This window comes from Paenarthrobacter sp. NPDC018779, from assembly GCF_044391085.1.
Lineage (GTDB): Bacteria > Actinomycetota > Actinomycetes > Actinomycetales > Micrococcaceae > Arthrobacter.
The window spans coordinates 1-24901 of the sequence record NZ_JBIRZS010000002.1 but is presented as its reverse complement, the minus strand read 5'-3'; the positions used below and the strand labels follow the sequence as shown (position 1 = coordinate 24901).

The following is a 24901-nucleotide window of genomic DNA, read 5'->3' as shown; positions in this document are numbered from 1 at the left end:
GCAAACGATCCTCAGTTGCCTTATCTCAATCGTACTGAAAAATTATGTGACCTATTCCACGGACATTAATGCGCCCTCAGGCGCTCTTCTTCTCCGCTGGTTGGGGTTGCACCTCCGTGCTTCCCCGTTGCTTGGCAGGCCGAACCGATGCCATGACGCCAGCCAAATACCGCGCATCCCTGCCAACTCCGGGGAGCGTGGCGGAGGCGGCAGCGAATTGGAATTCCTGGCCCAGGAAGTAAAGCCCGGGTACGGATTCCACCACGCCGCGAGGGTGGTCCAAGGAGCCTGCGTCCTGCAGTTTGATCCATGAGAAGTCTTCCCGGTATCCGGTGCACCACACCACATTTGCCACGTCCAGGGTGGTTCCGTCCTCAAGCACCGGCTTACCTGCATCAATGCCGGCCACCCTCGACACCATCTGGACGCCCGCCGCGCGGAGCTCCTGGCTGCGGGTCCGGATCAGCGGTGCTGCCATGGCCTTGAATCCAGGTGCTGCCCTGCGTCCGATCGGGGTGTTCAGCGTAAGGACATACAAACCGAGGAACCTGATCACCGGAAGGAAGAACCGTGCCCCGGCCCGGCCATGGCGGACGGGAAGTTCGCCGCTTGGTTTTCCGGACACGGCCGTTGGGTGGGTGCGGCTGGTTTCCAAAGCAATTTCCGCTCCGGAATTGCCCAGTCCCACTACCAGCACTGGTCCGGGCTGGAGCTGTTGTGCGTTTCGATAGTCGTTGGAATGCATTTGGACGATCCCCGGGTCCAGGAACTTGGCGAAATCCGGCCGCTTGGGCAACTGGTGCCCGCCTGTGGCAACCACAACGTTCCGCGCATGCCACCTCCGCTCCCCCGATGCCACGACGAAGCCGTCGTCATCCTGCCGGACCTCATCCACCCTGGCACCGAGGACCAGAGGCAGTTCGAAACGTCGGGAGTAGTCCTCCAGGAAGTCCGCCAGTTGATCCTTGGTGGGGAAGGCCAGATGGTCGCCCGGGAACGGCATTCCCGGAAGGCCGTCGTATTTGGCCGGGGTGAAGAGCCGGAGTGAGTCCCACCGCTCTCGCCAAGCCGCTCCGGCCCTGGGGTTCTCGTCGAGGATGACGAAGTTCCGATGCTGGCTGGCGAGGTAATAGCCCATCGCCAGTCCGGCCTGCCCGCCGCCCACCACGACGGTGTCCACCTCAGTGCGCTGGTTCCCTTGCATGGCAATTGTCCTCCTGAATAGTGCTGCGAGTACTGATACGGCAAAGGTATGGCGTTAGGTATTCCCGGCGCGTCGGGAGGATTGCCCAGTCCGCCGGAGAGGATGTGGGTATTTGTGCGCAGTGAGAGAGCGATCGCCGGAAAGGGGCGTTCGGTGAGAGAGGGTCCGCCGGAAAGGGGCGTTCGGTGAGAGAGCGATCGCCGGAAAGGGGCGTTCGGTGAGAGAGGGTCCGGGGGTGGGTGGGGTTGTGTTGAGCGGGATTGCGGGGGATTCAGGGGATGAGGTGGTGTTCAAAGGCGTACGTGGTTGCTGCCGCCCTGGAGGGGACGCCGAGTTTGGCCAGGATGTTGCTGACGTGGCGGGCAACGGTCTTTTCGCTGAGGTAGAGCAGCCTCGCAATGGATCTGTTTGAATGCCCTGCCGCGATCAACGCCAGGACCTCGGACTCCCTGGGCGAGAGCAGTGATTTGTTTCCGGGTTGCGCATCGCAGAGTTCCTGGACCCGGGCCATCGCCGGCCCCGCACCAAGGTCCGCGAAATCGGCGCGGGCTGCCTCGAATTCCATGGCTGCCGAATCGGCATCCCCCAGCGCGGCACACGCTTGGCCCGCCATGACCCGGGCCCCGGCTGCGTGGTAGGGCGCTTCAAGGGTGTACCACAGCCGCCAAGCCCGCCGGGCCGCTCCCAAGGCACGCTCCGCTTCCCCCTCTGCCAGCAGGACCGCGGCCTCGGCCTGGGCGGCGAGTGCCACCTCCAACGGCCGGCTTCCGGGAATAAGCCAGCCTGCCAATTCGTCGACGGCGGTTCTCGCCGCTGCCACGTCACCAGCCTGCAGGTCAATCTCGACGACGGCGGGAAGCAACCGTCGCCGGTTGGCCGGGTCAGCGCTGGCCGTGGCACGGTGAATGCGTGCCCGCGCTTCTGCCGTCTTGCCGGCCGCGAGCCGAAGCAAGGCAAGGCCTGGTTCCGGTTCGAAGCCCGTCTCCGATGCCATCTTGAAGGCTTGTTCAGCTTCTTCCCACTGGCCACGGAGCCTGAAGACGTCGCCCTCTTGGTACCACGCACCAAAGGTCGCGTCGGGATCGCCTTTGCGGATGCGTCCCTCGGCGGCGCGGGCAACGGCCAAGGCCTCGTCCCAGGCACCGTGAAGGATCAGCAGCTCGGCGCGGAAGGCCTGGCATTGCGCCCCGAACATCACCATGTCCGGGCGTTCGCCACACCACCGCTCCAGTGCGGCCGTCCACTCCTGGGCCCTCCCTACGTCCTGGGCCAACCGGCAACTGCCCAGGACGGCGCAATAGATGATCCCGGTAGGTATGGGCGAAACTTCGCCGGCAGTCACCGACACCATTACCTCGTCCAGCAGTTGCAGGCCTTCCTCGGGGTAGCCGAGCGCCAGGCGGGACGTCCCCAAGCCAAGGCGCCCCATGGCTTGGAGGTCCTTTTCCCCGAGCGATTCACCAATCTCCAAAGCCCTGCTGAAGAAGCGGTAACTGGTGTCCGGGTCACCGCCGCGCAGGGTGCCGAGTCCAGTCGGGATCAGCAGATACCCTTCTCCCGCGGAAGGATGTCCGATTCCCTCAACCAGCCGTTTGGCCTTCGCCAGCCATCCACTGCCGTGGGCGTGTTCGCCCATATCCATGAGGAACATCACCAGCCACGCGGCGCAACGTGCGGCGCTGTCGGTGTCCCCCACGGTCAGGTACTCTTCGTGCGCCCGGCCGAGGTACTCCACTCCGTCACGGTTGAGCCCAAGCAACATGGCAACGGAGGCAAGGAGCTCCATGTCCTGGGGCGGCAGCCCGCCCTCCGAATCCGCGCGGACCAGGCACTCCAAAGCGTCGCTCCAGCGGCGTTCCGTGAAAGCCGAGCGACCCAGGTCCAGGGCAGTGACAGGTGCTGTCATGTCTCACTTCTCCGGTGGAAGCGGCACCCTTGGCGTACCCAACCGCCGCTTCCAGCGTCAGGTTACCGCCCGCCGTCGTACGCGGACAATAGCCATCCCGCACCCCGCAGGAGACATAAAGAAACCCCGGCCACGCAGGTGTGACCGGGGTTTCTTTGAGCAGGCAGCTTAGTGCTGGTGGCCTGCGTGTGCGTCTTCTTCTTCAGCCGGCTTCTCGGCAACCAGGGTCTCGGTGGTGAGAACCAGGGCAGCGATCGAAGCGGCGTTGCGGAGAGCGGAGCGGGTGACCTTGACGGGGTCGATCACCCCGGCGGCGATCAGGTCCTCGTATTCACCGGACTTGGCATTGAAGCCGTGGTTGGCGTCCAGGTCGGAGACCTTGGAAACCACCACGTAGCCATCGAAGCCCGCGTTCTGGGCGATCCAGCGCAGCGGCTGCGTCAGGGCGCGGCGGACGATGCCGACAGCGGCAGCTGCGTCACCCTCGAGGGCCTTGACGGCGGGAGCCTCATCCAGCGCCTTGAGGGCGTGGATCAGGGCGGAACCGCCGCCGGAAACGATGCCTTCCTCAAGGGCCGCACGCGTGGAGGAGACAGCGTCCTCAATGCGGTGCTTCTTTTCCTTGAGCTCAACCTCGGTGGCTGCGCCAACCTTGATGACGCCGATTCCGCCGGCCAGCTTGGCCAGGCGCTCCTGGAGCTTCTCGCGGTCCCAGTCGGAATCCGTGCGGGTGAGCTCGGCGCGGAGCTGTGCAACGCGGTCAGCTACGTCCTGCTCGGTCCCGGCACCATCAACGATGGTGGTGTTGTCCTTGGTGACCGTGATGCGGCGTGCCGTACCCAGTACCTCAAGCCCAACGGTGTCCAGGCTCAGGCCGAGATCCGGGGAAACAACCTGCGCACCGGTGAGGGTGGCGATGTCCTGGAGCATGGCCTTGCGGCGGTCGCCGAAGCCCGGGGCCTTGACGGCCACAACGTTGAGCGTGCCGCGGATGCGGTTGACGATCAGCGTGGACAGGGCTTCGCCTTCAATGTCTTCGGCGATGATGAAGAGCGGCTTGGAAGCCTGGAGGGCCTTCTCCAACAGCGGCAGGAAGTCCTGCAGCGAGGAGATCTTGCCCTGGTTGATCAGGATCAGCGCGTCTTCGAGGACTGCTTCCTGGCGCTCTGCGTCGGTGACGAAGTACGGGGAAAGGTAGCCCTTGTCGAACTGCATGCCCTCGGTGAGGACCAGTTCGGTCTGCGTGGTGGAGGACTCTTCGATGGTGATGACACCATCCTTGCCCACCTTGCCGAAAGCCTCGGCCAGCAGTTCGCCAACCTCATCACTCTGTGCGGAGATCGCTGCGACGTTGGCAACCTGGGTGCCTTCGACTTCGCGGGCGTTCTCCAGCAGGCGGGCGGCGATGGCTTCAACGGAAACCTCGATGCCGCGCTTGATCTCGCCCGGAGCGGCGCCGGCTGCGACGTTGCGCAGGCCTTCCTTGACCAAGGCCTGTGCGAGCACGGTGGCCGTGGTGGTGCCGTCACCGGCAACATCGTTGGTCTTGGTGGCGACTTCCTTGGCCAGCTGTGCGCCAAGGTTCTCGTAGGGGTCGTCCAGCTCAACTTCGCGGGCGATGGTCACGCCGTCGTTGGTGATGGTGGGGGCGCCCCACTTCTTGTCCAGCACCACGTTGCGACCACGGGGGCCGAGGGTCACCTTGACGGTGTTGGCGAGCTTGTCGATACCGGCCTCAAGCGACCGGCGGGCAGCGTCGTTAAACGCAAGCTGCTTTGCCATGGTTGTGTCCTTTCAGAACGGAAAACCCGCACCACTGGCTGCTGGAGAAAATTCCAACGATGCCTGCGGTGCGGGGTTCCAGGAAGTTACTTGACGACGATCGCGAGGACGTCGCGGGCGGACAGAACGAGGTACTCGCTGCCACCGGTCTTGACTTCGGTTCCACCGTACTTGGAGTAGATAACGACGTCGCCAACGGCTACGTCCACCGGTACGCGGTTGCCGTTGTCATCGAAGCGGCCGGGGCCGATTGCAACAACTTCGCCTTCCTGCGGCTTCTCCTGTGCGGAGTCCGGAATGACCAGGCCGGAAGCCGTGGTCTGCTCTGCTTCGAGCGGGCGAACAACAATACGATCCTCAAGAGGCTTAATCGAGACCGACACTCGGATCTCTCCTTTTCATGAGCTGATTCATGGACTAAGAACAAGGGTGCCGAGGCGTGCAACCGTCGTCGCGGTGCCGGCAGCTGCCTGGCGGTGGTGTTAGCACCCACCTAGGGAGAGTGCTAACCACGACTCTATGTAAGGCGTTAGCACTCGGTCAAGGTGAGTGCCAGCATTTCGTCATGGGTGAACCCGGCTTACTGGTCCCTGAGGTCGTCCAGGTCGTAGTCCTCGTCGTCAGCGTCGACTGTCGTGGCCCCGCGGTTGAGGTAGAGAACAACACCCGCAGCAACGGCCACGACGCCGGAAACCACCAGGCCGATGATCCCGCCGGCGCGTACTCCGCTGTACAACTCCCGGATGTCACGGGCCTCGTCGGTAGCGTCATTGACACTCTTGCCCGTCACCGAATAGGCGGCAGCGTTGAAGGAGTCCAACGCAAAGATCACAATGAGCAGCCCCGCGCAGATCACGGCGATCACGACGCCCGCAATCAAGGCGGGCCGCGCGTACGCCGTGAGGGAACGACCGGCGGAATGTCCATCGGCTCCGGGACGGACGGGCTGGTTATTGTCCGGGTTGTCGGCGTGGGAGGGCTGCGGAGCTGCGGTGTCTTCCATGAAATCAACCCTATCGGGCTGATCGCTCCGGTCTCAGCCCCGGGCGCGAAACGTTAAGCTGGATGCCATGCCCAACGCTCCCCAGGAACACCTCGCGCCCTTGCTCACCGCCGAAGGATGGGAACTGCTTGGCTCACTGGGACCTTACCGGGAAGCCGACGCACTGGCCCTGAACGCGTCCCTGCGCAAGGCCGGGCACTCCCCCGAGCTTGTAGCCGCCGTCCTGACGCAATCGCGCCTGCGGACCAAGGCCGAGGCCAAATTCGGCGAGTTTGCCCACCAGATGCTGTTTACCCAGGCGGGCTTGGAACAGGCCACGCGACTCAATGTTGCAGCCCGGCACGCCGAGCGCTTCGTGAAGGCAGGAATCTCCCACGTGGCTGATCTGGGGTGCGGGCTGGGCGCCGATTCCCTCGCGCTGGCATCCATGGACGTCAACGTCACTGCGGTGGAGATGGACGAAACCACAGCCGCCTGCGCCACCATCAACCTGATGCCGTTCCCGCACGCCACGGTGGTACATTCCGATGCCACGTCCGTGGACCTCTCCGGAGTGGACGGCGTGTGGCTCGATCCTGCCCGGCGGACCACCTCAACCTCCGGAACAAAGCGGATCTGGGACCCCGAGGCGTTCTCTCCCCCGCTCTCGTTCGTCGAGGGCCTGGCAGCAACCGGCCGCGCAGTGGGGGTCAAAATGGGCCCTGGCATGCCCCACGATTCCGTCCCGGCCGATTGCGAGGCGCAGTGGGTCTCCGTGGGTGGCGATGTCACCGAGGTGACCCTCTGGTTCAACGCCGTTGCCCGTCCCGGGGTTCGCCGCGCAGCGCTGGTGATCGGCGCCCAGGGCGCTGCCGAAATCACCAGCGGCGAGGATTTCGACGGCGGTCCGGTGGCCGCCGTCGGGCCCGTGGAAGGGTTCCTGTACGAACCGGACGGTGCAGTCATCCGGGCAGGGCTGGTGGCCGATGTTGCAGACCGGCTGGGCGGACACCTGGTGGACGAGCACATCGCCTACATCTGTGCAGCCGAACTCCATGACACCCCCTTCGCCCGCGCCTACCGCGTGATCGAGGTGATGCCCTACAACGTCAAGGCCCTCAAGGCGTGGGTCAAAGCGAACGGCATCACCGTGCTGGACATCAAGAAACGCGGCACCGCGGTCACGCCCGAGGAACTCAGGAAACAGCTGCTGCCCGGTAAGGCGTCCGGGAAGGCGAAGACAGCCACGCTGGTGCTCACCAGGATCGGCGAGGAGCGGGTGGTTGTGGTGGTGGAGCCGGTCGGCGCTTAGCCGGGGCTCGCCCCATCGCCGCCAGTCCCCGTCACAATGATGTCGTCTTTATCCGGGCCGCCGGATCCAGGGTGCATTCGCTGTGCACGTTTATGAATGACGTACCTTTCGACGGCGTGAAAATCAGGAGCATGCCTCGCGGGGCTACAGCATGAATCTCAATGCCAGTGGTGTTTCCACCCATGTTGTCGAAGACGTGTGTAATCCTGTAACCCTTCGATTTCCAATGGGCCTTCATAGCGTCCACGGCAGCCCGCGGATCCTCGACAGGGCCGCCCTCGATCTGTGTTTGGTAGGCCCTCCCATCCTCACGAGCATGCACCGAGCACGGCCCGGGGAAGAATCCTGCGGTGTGATTGCGATCCCAAATGGGCCAATCTGCGCCAGACTGCTGCACCGTGTCATCGATGGCCTCCATGAACTCCGTGAATACTTTCTGCGCACTTCGCTCGCCTGGCGCCCGCTCGCCACCCTGACTGCCAGTCGCCGGGTTTGCGTTGCATCCTGCCATTATCAAACACACCACGGCCATCACTGCGAAGACCTTTGAGCGCTGCCGCGTCGGCCGCGCGGGGACAGTGAATTCACGAACCATAACTACGTCGTTTTCTTGGCGGCCGCAGGGTCCAATGTACATTCACCGACAACTTTGATAAACGAAACAGTTTTCGTCGGCGTGAAAATTAGGAGCATGCCCCGCGGAGTCACGGCATGAATCTCAATTCCCGTGGTGTTTGGGCCCCTGTTGTCGAAGACATGTGTAATCCTGTACCCCTTCGACTCCCAGTGGGCCTTCATGGCTTCCACGGAAGCCTGCGGATCCACGACCGGGCCGCCTTCGATCTGCGTCTGATAGGCCCTGCCATCATCGCGTGCATTCACCGAACACGGTGGCGGAAAGTAGCCGGAAGTGTCGTTGGCATTCCAGTTGGGCCAGGTCGCTCCCGAATGCTGCACCGTGTCGTCCATGGCATCCATGAAGTCCGTGAACACCTCCGCCGCGCTCCGCTGTCCTGGCCCCGGACCGCCGCCTTGGCCACCACCCGCTTGGTTTGCACCGCACCCTGACACCATGAAGCACCCCACCATCACCGATACCAACCACGCTTTGCGGTTGAACTTTGTCGCTGTCATTTGCCTCGTTCCTCCGCAAGTTCCTCAAGAGTCAGGTCACGTTCGATCCACGACCCATTCGAAAAGTACATGCCGCCGTAGCCTGCCTGTGTTTCGCGGCGCAGAGGTAAAAGGTGCTTGATCTGGCCGCCTCGTCCAGTTGAGGTCATGGCGATGTTGCGCGCAGACTCGGTGTCCGGGTCGAGGTAGCCGTGGAGTTCAGTGGCGGCGAACAATGAGTTTCCGCTGCCATTCACTGCCCACCCTTTGGCATCGTGGCCGGTGGTCCGCATATAAAAGTTACCCGTGTCGGGGTCGTAGCCGCCTTCGGATGAGAAGGTCTTGCCCCCAAACCACTCACCCGTTGGATCGAGGCGCCCCTCGCGACCCCGCATCCCACTCCCCATGATCCCCCAGGGCGCCACCCGGTCCTCGCTCGCCGCGGTCAGATAAACCTCGGCCCCGCCGTCGATGTCTTTAGAAACATGCAGATCCTCTGTAGACCCGACATCCTGCCCTGCAATCCCAGCAGAGCCAAAGAACGTAGCCGTCGCGACCTCATGCGAGATGGTCTTCAAGGCATAAGAGGCCGTAGTGGTCCCATAGGAATGGGCCACAACGTTCAGTTTCACGGCGTTCTCCCCTAATACGGCGCGGGTCTCGCTGAAGCCATCCAACGCCGCGGCCAGCTTCACCCCTCCAGCCTTCGCCAAGTCTGTCGACAACACCTCACCACTCGGGGGAGCCTCGGGAGTGTCATAGCCAACCCAAGAGACAACAGCACGACTCAAGTTCCCGGTCCCCTCGACTGCACGCCCTTGTCCGTCATAGAGGTCCTGTGCCGACTTCGTCCATGATTCCAAGCCGTCAGCCACGGTGGTTTTCATGCCCGGGACATTCCAGGTCACATTGGCTGCTGTGTCCAGGTCCCCGATCGCGATGGCCACCAGTGGCTTGCCGTTGTCATCCGGCGTGAAGGACACGATGCTTCGCGGCGGAGCATCCGTCCTGTCGTCGGCAGGAAGGAGTGAATCGTAGATCACCCGCAGCACTGCCTTGTCCCCCTCGCTCGTCCGGGTGTCGTTATAAATGGCGTCAAGGTTGGCACGGTTAGCCTTCGCCCTGACCGCATAAGGGATCCCGTTGAGGTTTCCGATGATCCCAGGCGCCGCGACCAACAACGCCGCCTGCTGCTCTGAAGACAACCCAGCCCACCAGCCTTGGACGTAGGCAACGGCTGGCTGGGCCTTGAGCCCGTTGCGGAGGTAATCCGTCTCAGCCGAGCCGTAGTCCAGCAACTCCCCGGCCGACATGGACTTCAGCAGGGCCAACGTCTCCACAGCACCTTCAATGCCGCCCCCACCGCTGGCCTCCAACTTTTGCAACCGGAACCTGGTGAAGTCCGCCCGGAACTCCCTCGCCGCTCCGCCGTCGTAATACACCGGAACTGACGGGTCGATCGAATACACGCGCTTGATCTGGCGGGCGCAGTCCTGCTGCGCTTGTTCATGTTCCGAGTCAAGCAACCGCGCCCGACGTTCCAGGTCTGCGGCCTGCAAAGCAAAAGCAACACTGCCCGACGAAGCCATCAGATCACCCGTTTGCTCCATGAACGCCGCTCGTTCTTCATACCGGTCCTGCTCGCGATGGAACTGCCCGATCTCATCCAACAGCAAACCCCTGCGCCGGTTCAGGTCCCGGATGTCATCCGCATACGCCATCAACGCCCGATACACCACAGCAAGACCGGCCCGGATCCCCTCACTCTTTTGGGTTACCGGCTTGAACAAAGCCAACAATTCCGGTGCCTCCGGAGCCCGGTACGCATCAGCCATGGCAGACCACTCCGACGCCGCCATTTGCACAATGTTCACGATGCCCGGCGCGTTCTCGGTCAGAGGATTCGCCGCCATCTCCAACGCCTCAGGGTCCGGCCATCCGTCCATCGCGGATGCATCAACTTGATACACGACAGCCCTACTTCGCCGGATTCCAGGGGGACATGTCACGTGGGAAATCCCTGGAGTTGGGAATCCAGTAGGACACGTCCAGCGGCAAATCTCCGGGACGCAACACCACGATGCTCCGAGCGTTCGCCAGGGCCGTGGCCGCCATGGCCTCGTCGCACGCCACGTAGGCAGCTACCGCCTCGCGGGTACCACCAAAGATGTTGGCCGTTCGTCGCGCCAACCCATGGACATCCACCGTGAGTACCGAGTCTTCGTAACTCTCCATCGCCGAGTAAACAGGCCCACTCCGCAGTGCGCCACGAATGTCATCACACACATGCCTCAGCTTGGCCTGAACGGCCGGGAGCTGTTCCATGCGCTGCTTCGAGGCAGCCACCACCGCCAGAGTCCTGCCCGTATCAATGTCGAACGTCACTGCTTCTCCCACCAACTTCGTAAGGATTCTGATTAATCCATCGAAATGATTAATCCCTCAAGAAGCGTATACCGACAGCAGACTCTCAACTGGATCGGGCTAGGACATCCGAACGTCAGCGACGGGAGAACTCCGAGGCTTCACGGACCTGTTCCGGCGTAGGCCTGACGCCCGTGTAAAGGACAAACTGCTCCTCTGCCTGGATCGCGATGACCTCCGCTCCCGTGATCACAGATTTACCCAAGGCCCGCGCCGCAGCAATGAGTGGCGTTTCCGGGGGCAATGCCACCACATCGAACACCGCCGTCGCCGCAGCGATAGTGGAATCGTCGAAGGACTGGGCAGTCTCGTCAGCGCCGGCCATACCCAGCGGCGTGACGTTGATGATGAGATCGGCAGTGGCCCCGTTGACGTCATCCTGCCATCCGAAGCCGTAGAGGCCAGCGAGCGCCCTGCCCGCGGTTTCGTTACGGGCCACGATGGTCACGTTGGTGAAGCCGGCATCCCGCAAAGCAGCGGCCACAGCCTTGGCCATGCCGCCCGCTCCCCGCAGGAGGACCGAGTGCGTTGTGGGCACTTCATGATCCTTCAAGAGTCGGGCAATAGCGATGTAGTCGGTGTTGTAAGCAGTCAGCACGCCATCGTTGTTGACGATGGTGTTGACGGAGTCGATGGCCCTGGCGGACGGGTCCATCACATCCACCAGCGGGATGACGGCCTCCTTGTAGGGCATGGATACCGCCGCACCGCGAATGGGAAGGCCCCTGATTCCGGCCACGGCGAGGGCAATGTCCGCGGGTGCGAAGGCCTTGTAGACAAAGTTCAGGCCGAGCAGGTCGTAGAGATAGTTGTGGAACCTGGTTCCAATGTTGCTGGGTCGGGCAGCAAGCGAGATGCAGAGGGCCATGTCTTTGTTCAGGATGGGCATGCACCCATTAAACAACCACGATGGGCAAGCCGGTATAATAAGTCATATTTATTTTGCCGGCTTGCCCACTGGATACATCAGCCCTGCCGCGCCTTCATGCGCGGGTTCTGCTTGTTGATCACAAAGGTCCGTCCGCGGCGACGGACGATCTGTGCTCCGGGGATCTTCTTGAGCGCGCGAAGCGAGTTCCGGACTTTCATGGTTGCTCTCCTTATGTTGTAGGGATCAGAGGGTTTCACTGAGCTCAAAGGGGTCGTTCCATTCCCCGGGATGCAGCACCATTTCTGCCTCGGTAACCTGGCAATCGTCCAGCAAGCGACGAATCTCCCCGGGGTCGACGTCCTCCGAGCGTCCAGTGATGGCCAGGACGGTACCGCGGTCACCATGGTGCGGATGCCAGTCGAGGACAGCGTCGACATCGGCTCCCGCACCTGCGGTGCCGACCACGTCCGCCAGCCAAGGCCCCGTGCTTTCCAGCCACACGCGGGGACCAATGCCTTGGATGGCAATCCGGACCCCCGCCGCTGATGCGATCCATAGACGGCCCCGCATCCAGTGGGTTCCGGCCGCCAGTTGGGGCAGCGCCTCCCGAAAGCGCCCAGGATGAAGTGGCCTTGATGCCTTGTGCAGGACGGTACTGAAGAGCCCGGGGGCTTCGTCCAACGGAACGCGCACCGTGCCAGGCCTGGTCCGGGCGGCGGCTTCGGCATCGTCATAGCATCCCGGCCTGAACTCATCGGAGGAGCCCACCACAGCGGCATGCGGAGCCAGCTCACCGAGCAATTCAACTCCGCATCCCCAAGCCTCCGAATCCACCCGCGGATCACCCGCGAGCTCCGCTCCCAGGCCCGCATAGAGCATGACAGTGTCCACCTGACCGAATTCGCCAATGAGGAATTCCCCGCTGGTGCGGTCATCCTGCGGCATGGACGTGAATCCGGATTCGAACAAGGTATGGCGGTCCCAGACATGGTCTTCCATGTCGGCCGGATCCAGGGCCAGTACCGCATTGTCGATCACCAGCGAATTCCCCGAAAGTTGACGGAGTTCAGCTACCACCATGCCCACGGCCACCCCCGGCGGCAAGGCAAGGACCGCATGGTCGAAGCCGCACGAGGCGAGCCGCTCCGCCGTCGGAATAACGTCCAGCCGGACAGTGCAGCTCAGGCACCCATGTTCCAGGACGGTGGTTTCGCGCTCAAAGAGTTGACCGTCGCGGTACACGCGCCGGAGGACCACAGACCCATCCAGGAGGTCGTGGAAAACGACGGCGGAGTTGCTGTGGGTCCGGCCGAGCCGGGCTGCCGCCACTTCGCGGCATTGACTGTCCAGGGAACTGACGATGGAGAGGTGCATGCCACCATCCTAGTTAAGAATCATTCTCATTAGCAATTCACTAAGCGTAGCTGCAACATCTCCGGGCGGGCCGCTGCACTAGACTTGAGCCGACCGCTGGCGGCCCCGCAGCGGGGAAGCGCGACGAACATAACGAGGGGACTACGTGCAGATTGATTTTGCGCCATCCAGGCAATCGACACTGGGTGTGGAATGGGAGCTGGCGCTCGTCAACGCACGGACAGGGGAACTGGTCTCGGTCGCGAACGATGTCCTGAAGGGCGTCGCCGCCAACCACCCCGACCTCAACGAGGACGACGAGCACCCGCACATCAAGCGCGAACTCCTCCTCAACACCGTGGAACTCGTCACCGGGGTCTGCGAAACGGTCAAGGAAGCCAAGGAAGACCTCAGCCGCTCCCTGGCCGCCGTCCGCGAAGTCACAGACACCATGGGCGTGGAGGTGTTCTGCGCCGGCAGCCACCCCTTCAGCCCTCCGCTGCTCCAGCCGGTCACGGACAAGGAGCGCTACGCAAAGCTGATTGAGCGCACCCAATGGTGGGGGCGCCAGATGGTGATCTACGGCGTGCACGTCCATGTGGGCATCGACCGCAAGGACAAGGTCCTCCCCATCCTGGACGGCCTGGTCAACTACTTCCCGCACTTCCAGGCACTGTCCGCGTCCAGCCCCTATTGGGCGGGCGAAGAAACAGGTTACGCGTCACAGCGCGCCCTGATGTTCCAACAGCTTCCGACGGCGGGACTTCCGTTCCAGTTCGACGCCTGGGATGGGTACGAGGCCTACGTCCAGGACATGTTTACCACCGGTGTCATCGATGCGATCTCGGAGATCCGCTGGGACATCCGCCCGGTTGCCGCCCTGGGCACCATCGAGATGCGCATTTGCGATGGCCTTGCCACGCTTGAAGAAGTGGGCGCGATCGCAGCGCTGACGCAGTGCCTGGTCCATGAGTTCTCCGGCATCCTCGATGCTGGCGGCACCATCCCCACCATGCCGCCATGGCACGTCCAGGAGAACAAGTGGCGCGCTGCCCGGTACGGGATGGAAGCGATCATCATCCTCGACGCCGAGGGCAACGAGAAGCTCGTGACCGAACACCTGACCGAGACCCTCGAACGGCTGGGGCCCATCGCTGCCGAGCTCGGCTGCTCCGAGGAACTCGCGGACGTGGCCCGGATCATCGAACGGGGCGCGAGCTACCAGCGCCAGCGCCGCGTGGCCGCCGAGCACAACGGCGACCTCCAGGCCGTCGTGATGGACCTCGTGAAGCAAATGCGCAAAGGACCGGACGCCGGCTAGGCGGGGACCGACACCGTAGTTACCGGCATGGACGAATCCGGGGCGAAGGACACTCCACTGGGTCCGATTCCAGCCATGATCAGTTGGGCTCCCAGGGCAGCAACCATGGCACCGTTGTCCGTGCACAGGTTCAGGGGCGGGACGTGGAGCTTGATGCCCGCCGAGGTGCAGCGCTGACCCGTCAGTTCGCGAAGCCGCGAATTGGCGGCGACGCCACCGCCCAGCAGGAGGTCCGTGATTCCGTGTTCCCTGCAGGCCAACACCGCTTTGGACGTAATGACGTCCACCACGGCTTCCTGGAACGCCGCAGCGATATCAGCCACGGGAACGTCCTCGCCGCGGGCTTCGAACTGTTCCACGCAGCGGGCAACAGCGGTCTTCAGGCCACTGAAGGACCAGTCGTAGCGGTGCGGGCCTTTCTCTTCCACAGTGCCCATGTATTTGGGCTGCATCAGGCCGCGCGGGAAGCGGATGGACTTCGGATTTCCCTGCCGTGCCAGTTTGTCGATGGCGGGACCGCCGGGATAGCCGAGGCCGAGGATGCGGGCCACCTTGTCATAGGCCTCGCCCGCGGCGTCATCGATGGTGGAGCCCAGGAGCTCTACGTCGTCGGTGATGCTGCGGATCCGCAGGATTTCCGTATGGCCTCCTGAAACCAGGAGTGCGCCGAGGTTCTCCGGCAGTTCCCCGGCACCGAGGCCGGCGGCAGCACCGGCGTCGTTCCTTGCATCCAGCAGCCCGACTCCCACGTGCGCCACCAAATGGTTGATCGCGTAGAGCGGCTTGCCGGTAGCAACGGCGAGTGCCTTGGCCGCGCAGACGCCCACCATCAGCGCACCGGCCAGGCCGGGTCCTGAGGTGACGGCGATTGCGTCGATGTCCTCAAGCGTCACCCCCGCTTCATGGAGGGATTCCTGCAAGGTGGGAACGAAGGCGTCCAAGTGGGCGCGCGAGGCAATCTCGGGAATGACACCGCCGAACCGCACGTGCTCGTCCATGGACGAGGACACCGTGTTGGTCAGGAGCGTGGTTCCACGAACAATTCCGACGCCGGTCTCGTCGCATGAGGACTCGATGCCCAGCACCAGCGGCTGCGTGGAAAGTGCGGCGCTCACTCGGAGGCTCCTTCTGTTGGTGTGGAGTTGTTCAGCGGCAAGCGCATGATCAGGGCATCCGTGCCGTCGCGGTAGTAGCGGGGCCGGACGTGGATCTGCTCGAAGCCGAAACGCAGATACAGCTGCTGGGCCCGGGGATTGTCCGCGCGCACCTCCAGCAGGACGTCGGCCGCGCGGCGGCGCCGTGCTTCCTCGATCAGTTCGGTAAGGATCGCCGAGCCGATGCCCTTTCCTTCAAATTCAGGAACGACGGCGATCGTCTGGACATCCGCAATGGGCTCGATGCACATCAATCCGGCGTAGGCGATGATCTCGCCCGCGGCCTCGGCCACGACGTAGCGACGGGTTTCCGGCTGGGAGAGTTCATCGAAGAACATCTGCCGCGGCCAAGCATCCACCGGGAACAGGCGGCGTTCGAGGGCATCGACGGCAGCGACGTCCGCCTCGGTCATGTCCCGCAGGGAGACACCCTCGAGTTCAAGTTTGGGTGAGAGCTTCATCAGAGCGCACGCTTCCGTGGGCCGGGGACCTGGGCATCGGACTCCCGCAGGTACAGCGGCGTTGAGTCAAGCAGCGGCTGGCCTGCCGAGAGTTTGGCCAGCGCGAACTGGCCCAAGGAGGAGGCGTCCGGTTGCGTCTCCGCAAAATCCTCGTTCGCGTTGAGCACCTCTGCGTAGAGCCCGGCACCAGCCCCGAAGACCGGAAGGTCCGGGAGGTCCGCCGCGAAGCCCACATGGGGTCCGTCCACCAGCTCCGGAAGTTGGCCCTCGGCGAGGGTGTAGCGGGCCCAGTAGACCTCTTTGCGCCGGGCATCCGTTGCCACGAGGAACTCAGGGACAGCAGCAGTGGACTCGGCAACTTCCAACGCAATCGCGTCGAGGCTCATCAGGCCGTACAGGGGCTTGTTCCAGACGAAGGCCAGCGTCCGGGCTGTGGCGATGCCGGAGCGGAGACCCGTAAAGGGGCCCGGCCCCACACCGGTGACGATCGCGTCGATATCGGCTCCCGTGACTCCGGCGCCCGCCAGGAGCTTCTCGATTCCCGGAGCAAGGACCTCGGCGTGGCTGCGCGTGTCTTCCGTGGCGAAGGAGTCCACCACGCCTTCCATGGCGTCCTCGGAAATCAGTGCGGCGCTTGCCACGGCTGAGGTGTCGATGGCCAGGATCAGCATCAGTTGCCTCCTTCGGGGAGTGTGGTTTCAAGGAGCTCCGGGGCGTCCGGCCAGCGTGGGCCGAAGCCACGGAAGACGATGGTGCGTGGCTCGTCGTCGTCCTCGGTGTCGAAGTCGAAGACGTCCCCACCGGGCGCGGCCTCGCCGCCAACTGCGCGGTGCAGGTCCACTTCCAGCCGGCTCTCGGACAAATGCTCCACCCGGTGGCGCCCCCACTCGACCACGGTCACGGAGGTGTCCATGGTGTTTTCAAGGTCGATGTCGTCAATCTCCCCCGACGACTCAAGCCGGTAGGCGTCCACGTGGACCAGGTCCGGACCGCCCGGGCGCGGACCGTCGGCAAGGTTTGGATGGATCCTGACCAGCACGAACGTGGGTGAGATGATGCCGGACCGCACCCCGAGGCCTTCTCCGAGCCCCTGGGTGAAGGTGGTCTTTCCGGCCCCCAGTTCACCTGTCAGGACCAGCAGGTCTCCGGCTTCAAGCACCCCACCGAGCGATGCGGCGAGCGCGTGGGTCTGGTCCGCCGTCGTGACTTTGACGCTGCGTTCCCAATTCGCGGGTGTGCTGTTCACAGGGCGGCTGCCTTGGATGCAGCCGCGACCTCGGCCGCCGAGGGAACCTCGTTGACATAGGTTCGGGGAACGCGGGGGCTGATGCGGGTGACGATCTCGTAGTTGATGGTGCCGGCTTCGGCAGCCCAGTCGTCTGCCGTGGGTCCACCATCCGTGCCGTCGCCGAACATCACCGCTTCGCTGCCCTTGAGGCCGGCAGCTTCCTCCTCCGTGAGGGGTCCAAGGTCAATGACCATCTGGTCCATGGCGATCCGTCCCACCACGGGGTAGGTGACACCGTTCACGCGGACCGGTCCGCCCGTGGCAACACGTGGCACACCGTCCGCGTATCCCAGCGGGATCAGCCCAAGCGTGCTCTCCGTGGTGGTGTGGTAGTTCAGTCCGTAGGACACGCCTTGGCCTTCGGGAACTTTCTTGCAGTTGGACAACAGGGTCCGAACGGTCATGGCCGGCCGGAGGCCGAGTTCGGCGGACGTAGCTCCCTGGAAGGGCGAGAGGCCGTAGACGCCCAGGCCTACGCGGACCAGGTCGAAGTGCGAATCGGGCCGGGACAACGTGGCGGGAGTGTTGGCGATATGCCGGACTTCGGTGTCCACCCCGGCGTCCTCGGCCATGGCCAGGGCCTCGCGGAAGACGGTAAGTTGTTCGTCGGTTTCGGGCCGCTGCGGTTCATCGGCGACTGCCAAGTGGGAGAAGATCCCTACCACGCGCAGCAGTCCCTCGTCCTGGTACTCCATGGCCTGGCCCAGGAGTTGGTCCCAGTCGGCGATGGTACAGCCGTTGCGGCCCAGGCCGGTATCGATTTTCAGGTGCACGCGTGCAGGGCGTTCCTGGTCCCGGGCTGCCGCCACCACGGCGTCCAGTTCCCAGCCGGAGATTCCGACGTCGATGCCGGCGGCGACTGCCGCTTGGAAGTTGCTCTCGCGGGTGTGCAACCAGGCAAGCAGGGGCGCATCGATGCCTGCTGCGCGCAGGGCGAGCGCTTCGGAAATGTGGGCAACACCCAACCAGGTGGCCCCGGCGTCAAGGGCGGCACGGGCCACCTGCACCGCTCCGTGTCCATAGGCGTCGGCCTTGACGACGGCCATGACGGAGGCGGGCGAAGCGATACCGACGAACTGGCGAACGTTGTGCCGAACAGCTTCGAGGTCGATCACGGCCGAGCGTTCAAGCATCGCCGACTTTGCTATGGAGGGCTTGGAACCGATCCCGATATCTGCTGCTGCTTCGTAAGTCACCCTAGAGATTCTAGTGGGGTGGGTGAACCCGGGTTAACTGCGCTGCTTCCCCGGCTTGCCTGGCTACTGTGCGTCGGACAGGTGCGCGATGGTTGCCCGGGCCCGCCGCTGGGCCTCGGCCGGGATGTCCCGCACGATCGGCTCAAGGAAAGCGAACCGCCGCAGCCATTGGCTCGACTGGCGCTCCTTCCGTGCGTTGGCCCGCTGCCACCAGTCGGCGATGTCTCCCCAGCCCGGGGCCGCAAGCGAACCGCCCACTTGCTGTACGGCCAAGGAGGCACAGAGGTTCGCGAACCTCAGGCGGTCCCCCAGCTTCCAACCCGCGAGGCTGCCCACAATGAACGCTGCCCCGAAGCAGTCCCCGGCGCCCGTGGGGTCCGAGGCGGACACGGGCAACGAGGGCACCCATTCCTCCTCGCCGGTCTCAGAGTCCACGGCCATGGCACCCTGCGGTCCGAGAGTCACCACGGCCACGGGAACTCGGTCCGCCAACGAGTAGAGCGCCGCCCAGGGGTCGGCTTTCCCGGTGAAGGCCATGGCCTCGGGCGCGTTGGGCAAGAACGCGTGATAATGCTCCAACTGCTCCAGCCTGCGCTGTGACCATTCGCCACTGGGGTCCCAGCCCACCACACCGAACAGCTTGGTGCCGGCCGTCTTGGCGGCGAGCATCCACGGTTCCAGTTCCTCGCCGAGGTCCGCGACGGCGGCGAGCGCCTTGGGTGGCCGTCCGATGAGTTCCGAGGCGTTCACCGGTGCCGGGTGCCCGTGGGTCACCATGGAACGGTCCTGGTTGACGCACATGGACACCGTCACCGGCGAGTGCCAGCCGGGAACGCGCCGGGATAAGGAAAGATCCACGTGCTCCTGGGTTTCCAGGATCTCCCAGTTGTAGTCCCCGTAGCCGTCGTCCCCGAACGTCGCCGCCAGATTGGTCCGCAGTCCCAGTCGGGCCGCAGCGATCGCCTGGTTGGCCACACCGCCAGGGCAACTGCCCATGCCTTCACTCCACACTTCGGTGCCGGGTTCGGGCGCGTGCGGGAGGCCCGTGAAGATGATGTCCTGGAAGACCGTTCCGGTGAGCAGGAGATCGCACTGGTTTTCGCCATCGGACCGAACGGAGGCAAGGGGATCATAGCGACGCTGGGGCATGGCATCCATGCACGGCAGACTACGCTGCACGTTCCGGGCTGCATAGACTCGGACCATGCGGCTCATGATCGCCGGCGGCGGCGGATTCCGGGTTCCCCTTGTGTACCGTGCCTTGTGTTCGGGCCCCTTTGCCGGGCTCGTGGACGAGCTGGTCCTCTACGACGTGGATGCCTCCCGCCTGGTGGCAATCGAGTCTGTCTTGGCGGCCATGCCGGTACCGGAAGGCTCCCGTCCCGCCGTCGTGGTTTCCACGGACCTGGGCGAGGCGCTGGCCGGGACGCGCATGGTGTTCGCGGCGATCCGTCCAGGCGGGACGGCGGGCCGGATGATCGACGAACGCGTGGCTTTGGACCTGGGCGTGCTGGGCCAGGAAACAACCGGAGCGGGCGGCATCTCCTACGCACTGCGTTCCATCCCGCGGATGCTCGAACTCGCCGAAGCCATGCGGCTCCACTGCCCCGATGCGTGGCTCATCAACTTCACCAACCCCGCCGGGATGGTCACCGAGGCCTTGGCGCCTGTGCTGGGCAAGCGGGTGATCGGCATCTGCGATTCGGCTGGTGGTCTCGTGAAGAGGGCCGCGGCGGCTGCGGGGGCGCCGCTACCGGACGGACGGCTCGACGGCGTGGGCTACTACGGGCTGAACCACCTCGGTTGGCTCTACCGGTTGGCACCGTCAGGAACGGACCTGCTGCCCGGGTTGCTGTCCAGCCACGACGCGCTTGCCTCGATGGAGGAGGGCCGGCTGTTTGGACAGCACATGCTGGAACTGCTTGGCTGCCTCCCCAACGAGTACCTGTATTACTACTACGAAACCCATCACGCCACGCAGGCCATCCGCAGGCAGTCCGAGACGCGCGGAGCCTCCATCCATGGACAGCAGGCAACGCTCTATCCTGGCTTGGCGGGTTCTCCCGATGCGTATGCGCGATGGGACGCTGCCCGGCTGTCCCGCGAGAAGGGCTATTTGGCTGAGTCGCGCGAAGAGGGCGAACAGCGGGACGAGTCGGACTTGGCCGGTGGCGGCTACGAACGGGTGGCTTTGGCAGTGATGCGGGCGCTCTCCGGCTCCTCGTCCGGGGCCACCACTGAGTTGATCCTGAACGTCCCCAACTCCCCCGTGGCGCCCGACGCCCGGGTGGGCACCGCGGAGGTTGCCGTGCCCGGGTTGCCGGCGGACGCCGTCGTCGAGGTTCCCTGTCAGGTGACGTCCGACGGCGCCTTGCCGCTCCCGCAGGACCCTCCCGCTGGGCAGTTCCTCACCTTGATGCGGCACGTCAAAGAGGTGGAACGGCTCACCATCCAGGCCGTTCGGGAAGGCGACAGGGAGGCTGCCCTGCAAGCCTTTGCGGCCCACCCCCTGGTGGGTTCGACAGACCTGGGCCGGCAACTCCTGGAGGGCTACGAGGATGGATTCCCTGAGCTGGCGCAGTTGTGGGTGGGACGCTAGAGCTTCTGATACATGACGTGCAGGCCCACGTAGCCAATCTCGGGGTGGTTGAACGCCTCGGGAACCGTGGCAAGGATCTTGAAGCCCATGGACTGCCACAGCCACACGGCGCGGACATTGCTTTCCACCACTGCGTTGAACTGCATGGAACGGAATCCGGCTGCCTTGGCCTCCTTAAGGGAGTAAGCGCAAAGTGCCCGCGCAATGCCTTGGCCCGAATGTTGGGCACCCACCATGTAGCCTGCGTTTGCCACGTGGCTGCCGCCGCCGGCCTGGTTGGCATGGAACTCACCGGTACCAAGGATCGCACCGTCCGCTGAACGCACGGCCACGAACGTCTGCCCGGGGGCGTCCTTCATCCATTTGGCCCTCGCGGTTTCTTCATCGGTGTCCCTGTCCCACGTGAACGTTTCACCCTCGCGGATCACCGGTTCCAGGACGGACCAGATGCCCGGCCAGTCGTTGTCCGTGGCTGGGCGGATGTCATAGCTGTTTTCTTGGCTCACAGCGGACACGGTAGCAGCCTTGTGGGTTCCGGGCAGGAGTAGTGTTTTCTGCAGGGAAAGCCGGTTTTGCGATGAAGGGCAGGAGTCAACCGTGACATTGATCCGTCGGGTCGCGTTCCTGTCCTTGCACACCTCCCCCATGGAGCAGCCGGGGGCGGGGGATGCAGGTGGCATGAACGTCTACGTGCGTGCACTGGCCATGGCCTTGGCTGAAACCGGCGTGGAGGTGGAGATCTTCACCCGTGCCACCAAGGCCGGGCAGCCCGCCGTCGAACATCCCGGTCCGAACGTCTGCGTCCACAACGTCATGGCCGGTCCGCGCCGCAAACTGCCCAAGGAAGAACTGCCCGCGTTGCTGCACCAGATGGTGGAGGAGATCGACCGGATCCGGCAGGAACAACCGCGTGGCCGTTATGACGCCGTCCATTCGCACTACTGGGTGTCCGGAGTTGCGGGCCTGGAGCTGTCCCAGCTGTGGGGCGTTCCGCTGGTCCACACCATGCACACCATGGCCAAGGTCAAGAACCTGGTGTTGGAATCCGGCGAACGGCCCGAGCCCCGGCGCCGCGAAGAGGGCGAGCAGCGGATTGTCGACGGCGCCAGCCGGCTCATTGCCAATACGCCCGCAGAGGCAGAGGAGCTGGTTTCGCACTATGGCGCGGACATGGACCGCATCGATGTGGCACCTCCCGGCGTGGACCTTCGCGTCTTCACGCCCTCCTTCCGGCGAAGGTCCCGCAGGGAACGGGATGTGCGGCCGGACAGTTTCCACCTGGTTTTCGCCGGCCGGATCCAACGCCTCAAGGGGCCGCAGGTGTTCGTCAAGGCAGCGGGGCTGTTGAGGCAGCGCCGCCCGGACATCGACCTTGAGCTGACCATCTTGGGTTCCCTCAGCGGCGCCAAGGATTTCGACCTGCAGCACTACATCGAAGAGGCCGGATTGAACGACGTCGTCACGCACCGGCCGCCTGTTGTGGCACCGGAGCTGGCTGGCTGGTTCCGTTCAGCGGACGTGGTGGTGATGCCTTCCTTCAGTGAATCCTTCGGACTGGTGGCCTTGGAAGCACAGGCGTGCGGTACCCCGGTGGTGGCCACCAACGTTGGCGGCTTGTCCCGCGCCGTCTCCGATGGCCGGACCGGCATCCTGGTGGACGGGCATGATCCCGCCGACTGGGCTGATGCCTTGGAAGAGCTCTACGACGATATCCGGACCCGGGAGGACATGGGCAGGGCTGCGGCAACCCACGCCGAATCCTTCGGTTGGCAACGCACTGCCGCCATCACTTTGGAAAGCTACCGCGAGTCCGTCTCCGGGTTGCTGGTTCCCGGGCGCTGACATCCGCTGGTGAACGTATGCCGGCTGGTAGATTGACGCGCACAGCGTAAGCACCGAGTCGAAGGACAACGATGTCTGAAAACAACGTCCTGTCAGATCTGGAGATCGCCAAGCGCGCACGGATCAGGCCCATTGAGGAAATCGCCGAACAAGCGGGCATCAACCTGGAGGCGCTGGAGCTCTACGGACCTTACAAGGCCAAGATCAATCCGGCCCTGCTCACCCTCCCCACCGCGAAGCCCGCGGGAAAGGTGGTCCTCGTCTCGGCCATGTCCCCTACCCCGGCAGGCGAAGGCAAATCCACCACCACTGTAGGCTTGGCGGACTCCCTCGCGCGTGCCGGGCATAAGGTGATGATCGCCTTGCGTGAGCCTTCCCTGGGACCCATCCTCGGCATGAAGGGCGGGGCGACGGGAGGCGGCTACTCCCAAGTGCTGCCCATGGACGATATCAACCTGCATTTCACCGGCGACTTCCATGCGATCACCTCAGCCAACAACGCGCTGATGGCGTTGGTGGACAACCACATCTTCCAGGGCAACGAGCTCGGGATCGATCCCCGGCGCATGACCTTCAAACGCGTTCTGGACATGAACGACCGCGCGCTCCGGGACGTCGTCATTGGCCTCGGCGGGCCGGCCCAGGGCGTGCCCCGGCAGGACGGCTTCGACATCACGGTCGCTTCCGAAATCATGGCTGTCTTCTGCCTCGCCACCGATCTGGACGACTTGCGCTCCAGACTGGGCAGGATCACGTTTGGCTACACCTTCGACCGAAAGCCCGTCACTGTCGCGGACCTCGGCGTGGAAGGTGCTTTGACGCTCCTGTTGAAGGACGCCATCAAACCGAACCTGGTGCAGACCATCGCCGGGACCCCGGCCCTGGTCCATGGCGGACCGTTCGCCAACATCGCCCACGGCTGCAACTCACTTATCGCCACGCGCACCGCCCAGCAGTTGGCGGATATCGTCGTGACCGAAGCGGGGTTCGGCGCGGACCTCGGCGCCGAGAAGTATATGGACATCAAGTCCCGTATCGCGGACGTGGCGCCGTCCGCCGTCGTGGTTGTGGCCACCATCCGGGCGCTCAAGATGCAGGGCGGCGTACCCAAGGAGGACCTCAAGGTTCCCAACGTGGAAGCCCTGGCCGCCGGCGTCGAGAACCTCAAGCGGCATGTGGGCAATGTGGCCAAATTCGGGATCTCACCCGTGGTGGCCATCAACAAGTTCGGCACGGATACCCCGGAAGAGATCGATTGGCTGCTTGCGTGGTGCGCCGCGGAAGGCGTGCAGGCCGCCGTCGCCGATGTGTGGGGCCGTGGAGGCGGAGGCGACGGCGGGGACGAGCTCGCCGCGAAGGTGGCAGCCGCGCTGGAGTCGCCGTCGAATTTCCACCATCTCTACCCGCTGGAAATGCCCGTGGAGGACAAGATCCGGACCATCGTCCAGGAGATTTATGGTGCCGACGGCGTCGAGTTCTCCGTGCCCGCGCTGAAGAGGCTTGCGGACATCGAGAAGAACGGGTGGAGCGGGCTGCCCGTCTGCATGGCCAAGACCCAGTACTCGTTTACCGACGATGCCTCGCAGTTGGGCGCGCCCAAGGGCTTCCGCGTGCATGTCCGGGATCTGATTCCCAAGACGGGTGCGGGCTTCATCGTGGCGCTGACGGGAGCCGTCATGACCATGCCGGGCCTGCCCAAGGAGCCTGCGGCCATGCGAATGGACGTCGGCCCCGACGGCAACCCCACCGGCCTCTTCTGACCCTCTCTCACGAAACCGCCCCATTTGGCGAACCCTCTCTCACCAAACCGCCCCCATCTCCGATCCCTCTCTCACGAAACCGCCCCCATTTGGCGAACCCTTTCTCACCAAACCGCCCCCATTTGGCGATCGCTCTCTCACGAAACCGCCCCCATCTCCGATCCCTCTCCCACCGCGGTGAGAGAGCGTCGGCTGGAACGGGCGATTCGGAGAGAGCGTCGGCTGGAACGGGCGGTTCGGTGAGAGTGTCCCTATGTTTTTCGTCAAGCGGTTTTGGGTGTTTGGGCTTGGTAGAGGGTGCCGTCGCGGAGCATGGCGTAGAGGGTGTCGCAG

General features: G+C 64.1%; 23 protein-coding genes. 5 read left to right on the top strand and 18 right to left on the bottom strand.

Annotation, left to right across the window (positions count from 1 at the left end):
• Window positions 1-76: 76 nt before the first annotated feature.
• From ACH488_RS02290 to ACH488_RS02270, 5 genes are all read right to left on the bottom strand, one after another.
• Window positions 77-1204 carry a flavin-containing monooxygenase gene (locus ACH488_RS02290; protein WP_397321995.1) on the bottom strand — a complete coding sequence of 376 codons (1128 nt, stop codon included), beginning with the start codon at window positions 1202-1204 and terminating at the stop codon, window positions 77-79.
• 271 nt (window positions 1205-1475) lie between these two features.
• Window positions 1476-3110, bottom strand: coding sequence for a LuxR C-terminal-related transcriptional regulator (locus tag ACH488_RS02285; RefSeq protein ID WP_397321994.1), 1635 nt, complete (start codon window positions 3108-3110; stop codon window positions 1476-1478).
• 168 nt (window positions 3111-3278) lie between these two features.
• Complete coding sequence (gene groL, locus ACH488_RS02280; protein ID WP_397321993.1) at window positions 3279-4892, bottom strand: chaperonin GroEL; 1614 nt, start codon at window positions 4890-4892, stop codon at window positions 3279-3281.
• 86 nt (window positions 4893-4978) lie between these two features.
• Window positions 4979-5275, bottom strand: coding sequence for a co-chaperone GroES (gene groES, locus ACH488_RS02275; RefSeq protein ID WP_018776625.1), 297 nt, complete (start codon window positions 5273-5275; stop codon window positions 4979-4981).
• Between the two features lie 197 nt (window positions 5276-5472).
• Window positions 5473-5895, bottom strand: a complete 423-nt coding sequence (locus ACH488_RS02270; RefSeq protein ID WP_397321991.1) for a hypothetical protein — start codon at window positions 5893-5895, stop codon at window positions 5473-5475.
• A gap of 67 nt (window positions 5896-5962) precedes the next feature.
• Between ACH488_RS02270 and ACH488_RS02265 the strand changes: the two genes are divergently transcribed.
• On the top strand, window positions 5963-7186 hold the full coding sequence (locus ACH488_RS02265; RefSeq protein WP_397321990.1) for an SAM-dependent methyltransferase: 1224 nt from the start codon (window positions 5963-5965) through the stop codon (window positions 7184-7186).
• A 597-nt stretch (window positions 7187-7783) separates the two neighbouring features.
• Here ACH488_RS02265 and ACH488_RS02260 read toward each other — a convergent pair.
• The 6 genes from ACH488_RS02260 to ACH488_RS02235 form a co-directional block, all read right to left on the bottom strand.
• Entirely contained in the window at window positions 7784-8164 is a 381-nt protein-coding gene (locus tag ACH488_RS02260; protein WP_397321988.1) for a hypothetical protein, read from the bottom strand.
• Window positions 8165-8316: 152 nt separating this feature from the next.
• Window positions 8317-10212, bottom strand: a complete 1896-nt coding sequence (locus ACH488_RS02255) for an alpha/beta hydrolase (RefSeq protein WP_397321986.1) — start codon at window positions 10210-10212, stop codon at window positions 8317-8319.
• Window positions 10213-10276: 64 nt separating this feature from the next.
• The gene (locus ACH488_RS02250) at window positions 10277-10684 is read right to left on the bottom strand and encodes a DUF6507 family protein (RefSeq protein ID WP_397321985.1); all 408 of its coding nucleotides are present in this window, start codon (window positions 10682-10684) and stop codon (window positions 10277-10279) included.
• 115 nt (window positions 10685-10799) lie between these two features.
• Window positions 10800-11612 carry a shikimate 5-dehydrogenase gene (locus ACH488_RS02245; RefSeq protein ID WP_397321984.1) on the bottom strand — a complete coding sequence of 271 codons (813 nt, stop codon included), beginning with the start codon at window positions 11610-11612 and terminating at the stop codon, window positions 10800-10802.
• A 77-nt stretch (window positions 11613-11689) separates the two neighbouring features.
• Window positions 11690-11812, bottom strand: a complete 123-nt coding sequence (ykgO, locus tag ACH488_RS02240) for a type B 50S ribosomal protein L36 (protein ID WP_021472472.1) — start codon at window positions 11810-11812, stop codon at window positions 11690-11692.
• 25 nt (window positions 11813-11837) lie between these two features.
• Complete coding sequence (locus ACH488_RS02235) at window positions 11838-12968, bottom strand: GTP-binding protein (RefSeq protein ID WP_397321982.1); 1131 nt, start codon at window positions 12966-12968, stop codon at window positions 11838-11840.
• A 145-nt stretch (window positions 12969-13113) separates the two neighbouring features.
• On the opposite strand from ACH488_RS02235, the gene ACH488_RS02230 reads away from it, so the two are divergent.
• A complete protein-coding gene (locus ACH488_RS02230; RefSeq protein WP_397321980.1) occupies window positions 13114-14268 on the top strand; it encodes a glutamate--cysteine ligase in 1155 nt (384 codons plus the stop codon).
• On the opposite strand, the gene tsaD is transcribed toward ACH488_RS02230, so the two are convergent.
• From tsaD to ACH488_RS02200, 6 genes are all read right to left on the bottom strand, one after another.
• The gene (tsaD, locus tag ACH488_RS02225) at window positions 14265-15383 is read right to left on the bottom strand and encodes a tRNA (adenosine(37)-N6)-threonylcarbamoyltransferase complex transferase subunit TsaD (RefSeq protein WP_397321978.1); all 1119 of its coding nucleotides are present in this window, start codon (window positions 15381-15383) and stop codon (window positions 14265-14267) included. The genes ACH488_RS02230 and tsaD overlap by 4 nt on opposite strands.
• Window positions 15380-15883 (bottom strand): ribosomal protein S18-alanine N-acetyltransferase, encoded by a 504-nt coding sequence (gene rimI, locus ACH488_RS02220; RefSeq protein ID WP_397321976.1) that lies wholly within the window; start codon window positions 15881-15883, stop codon window positions 15380-15382. The genes tsaD and rimI overlap by 4 nt, the downstream gene beginning before the upstream one ends.
• The gene (gene tsaB / locus ACH488_RS02215) at window positions 15883-16554 is read right to left on the bottom strand and encodes a tRNA (adenosine(37)-N6)-threonylcarbamoyltransferase complex dimerization subunit type 1 TsaB (protein ID WP_397321974.1); all 672 of its coding nucleotides are present in this window, start codon (window positions 16552-16554) and stop codon (window positions 15883-15885) included. The genes rimI and tsaB overlap by 1 nt, the downstream gene beginning before the upstream one ends.
• The gene (gene tsaE, locus ACH488_RS02210; protein WP_397321972.1) at window positions 16554-17129 is read right to left on the bottom strand and encodes a tRNA (adenosine(37)-N6)-threonylcarbamoyltransferase complex ATPase subunit type 1 TsaE; all 576 of its coding nucleotides are present in this window, start codon (window positions 17127-17129) and stop codon (window positions 16554-16556) included. Before tsaE ends, tsaB begins: the two co-directional genes overlap by 1 nt.
• Window positions 17126-18367: an alanine racemase gene (gene alr, locus ACH488_RS02205; RefSeq protein ID WP_397321970.1), complete on the bottom strand. Its 1242-nt coding sequence runs from the start codon at window positions 18365-18367 to the stop codon at window positions 17126-17128. Before alr ends, tsaE begins: the two co-directional genes overlap by 4 nt.
• A 63-nt stretch (window positions 18368-18430) precedes the next feature.
• The gene (locus ACH488_RS02200; protein ID WP_397321968.1) at window positions 18431-19525 is read right to left on the bottom strand and encodes a carbohydrate kinase family protein; all 1095 of its coding nucleotides are present in this window, start codon (window positions 19523-19525) and stop codon (window positions 18431-18433) included.
• A gap of 46 nt (window positions 19526-19571) precedes the next feature.
• Here ACH488_RS02200 and ACH488_RS02195 point away from each other — a divergent pair, with 46 nt between their 5' ends.
• Entirely contained in the window at window positions 19572-20966 is a 1395-nt protein-coding gene (locus ACH488_RS02195; RefSeq protein WP_397321966.1) for a 6-phospho-beta-glucosidase, read from the top strand.
• On the opposite strand, the gene ACH488_RS02190 is transcribed toward ACH488_RS02195, so the two are convergent.
• Window positions 20963-21481: a GNAT family N-acetyltransferase gene (locus ACH488_RS02190; RefSeq protein ID WP_397321964.1), complete on the bottom strand. Its 519-nt coding sequence runs from the start codon at window positions 21479-21481 to the stop codon at window positions 20963-20965. The two genes, ACH488_RS02195 and ACH488_RS02190, sit on opposite strands and share 4 nt — an antisense overlap.
• Window positions 21482-21563: 82 nt before the next feature.
• Here ACH488_RS02190 and mshA point away from each other — a divergent pair, with 82 nt between their 5' ends.
• Both mshA and ACH488_RS02180 read left to right on the top strand, forming a co-directional pair.
• Window positions 21564-22808, top strand: a complete 1245-nt coding sequence (mshA, locus tag ACH488_RS02185) for a D-inositol-3-phosphate glycosyltransferase (RefSeq protein WP_397321962.1) — start codon at window positions 21564-21566, stop codon at window positions 22806-22808.
• A 71-nt stretch (window positions 22809-22879) separates the two neighbouring features.
• Window positions 22880-24568, top strand: a complete 1689-nt coding sequence (locus tag ACH488_RS02180; RefSeq protein ID WP_397321960.1) for a formate--tetrahydrofolate ligase — start codon at window positions 22880-22882, stop codon at window positions 24566-24568.
• The last annotated feature ends 333 nt before the right edge of the window (window positions 24569-24901 follow it).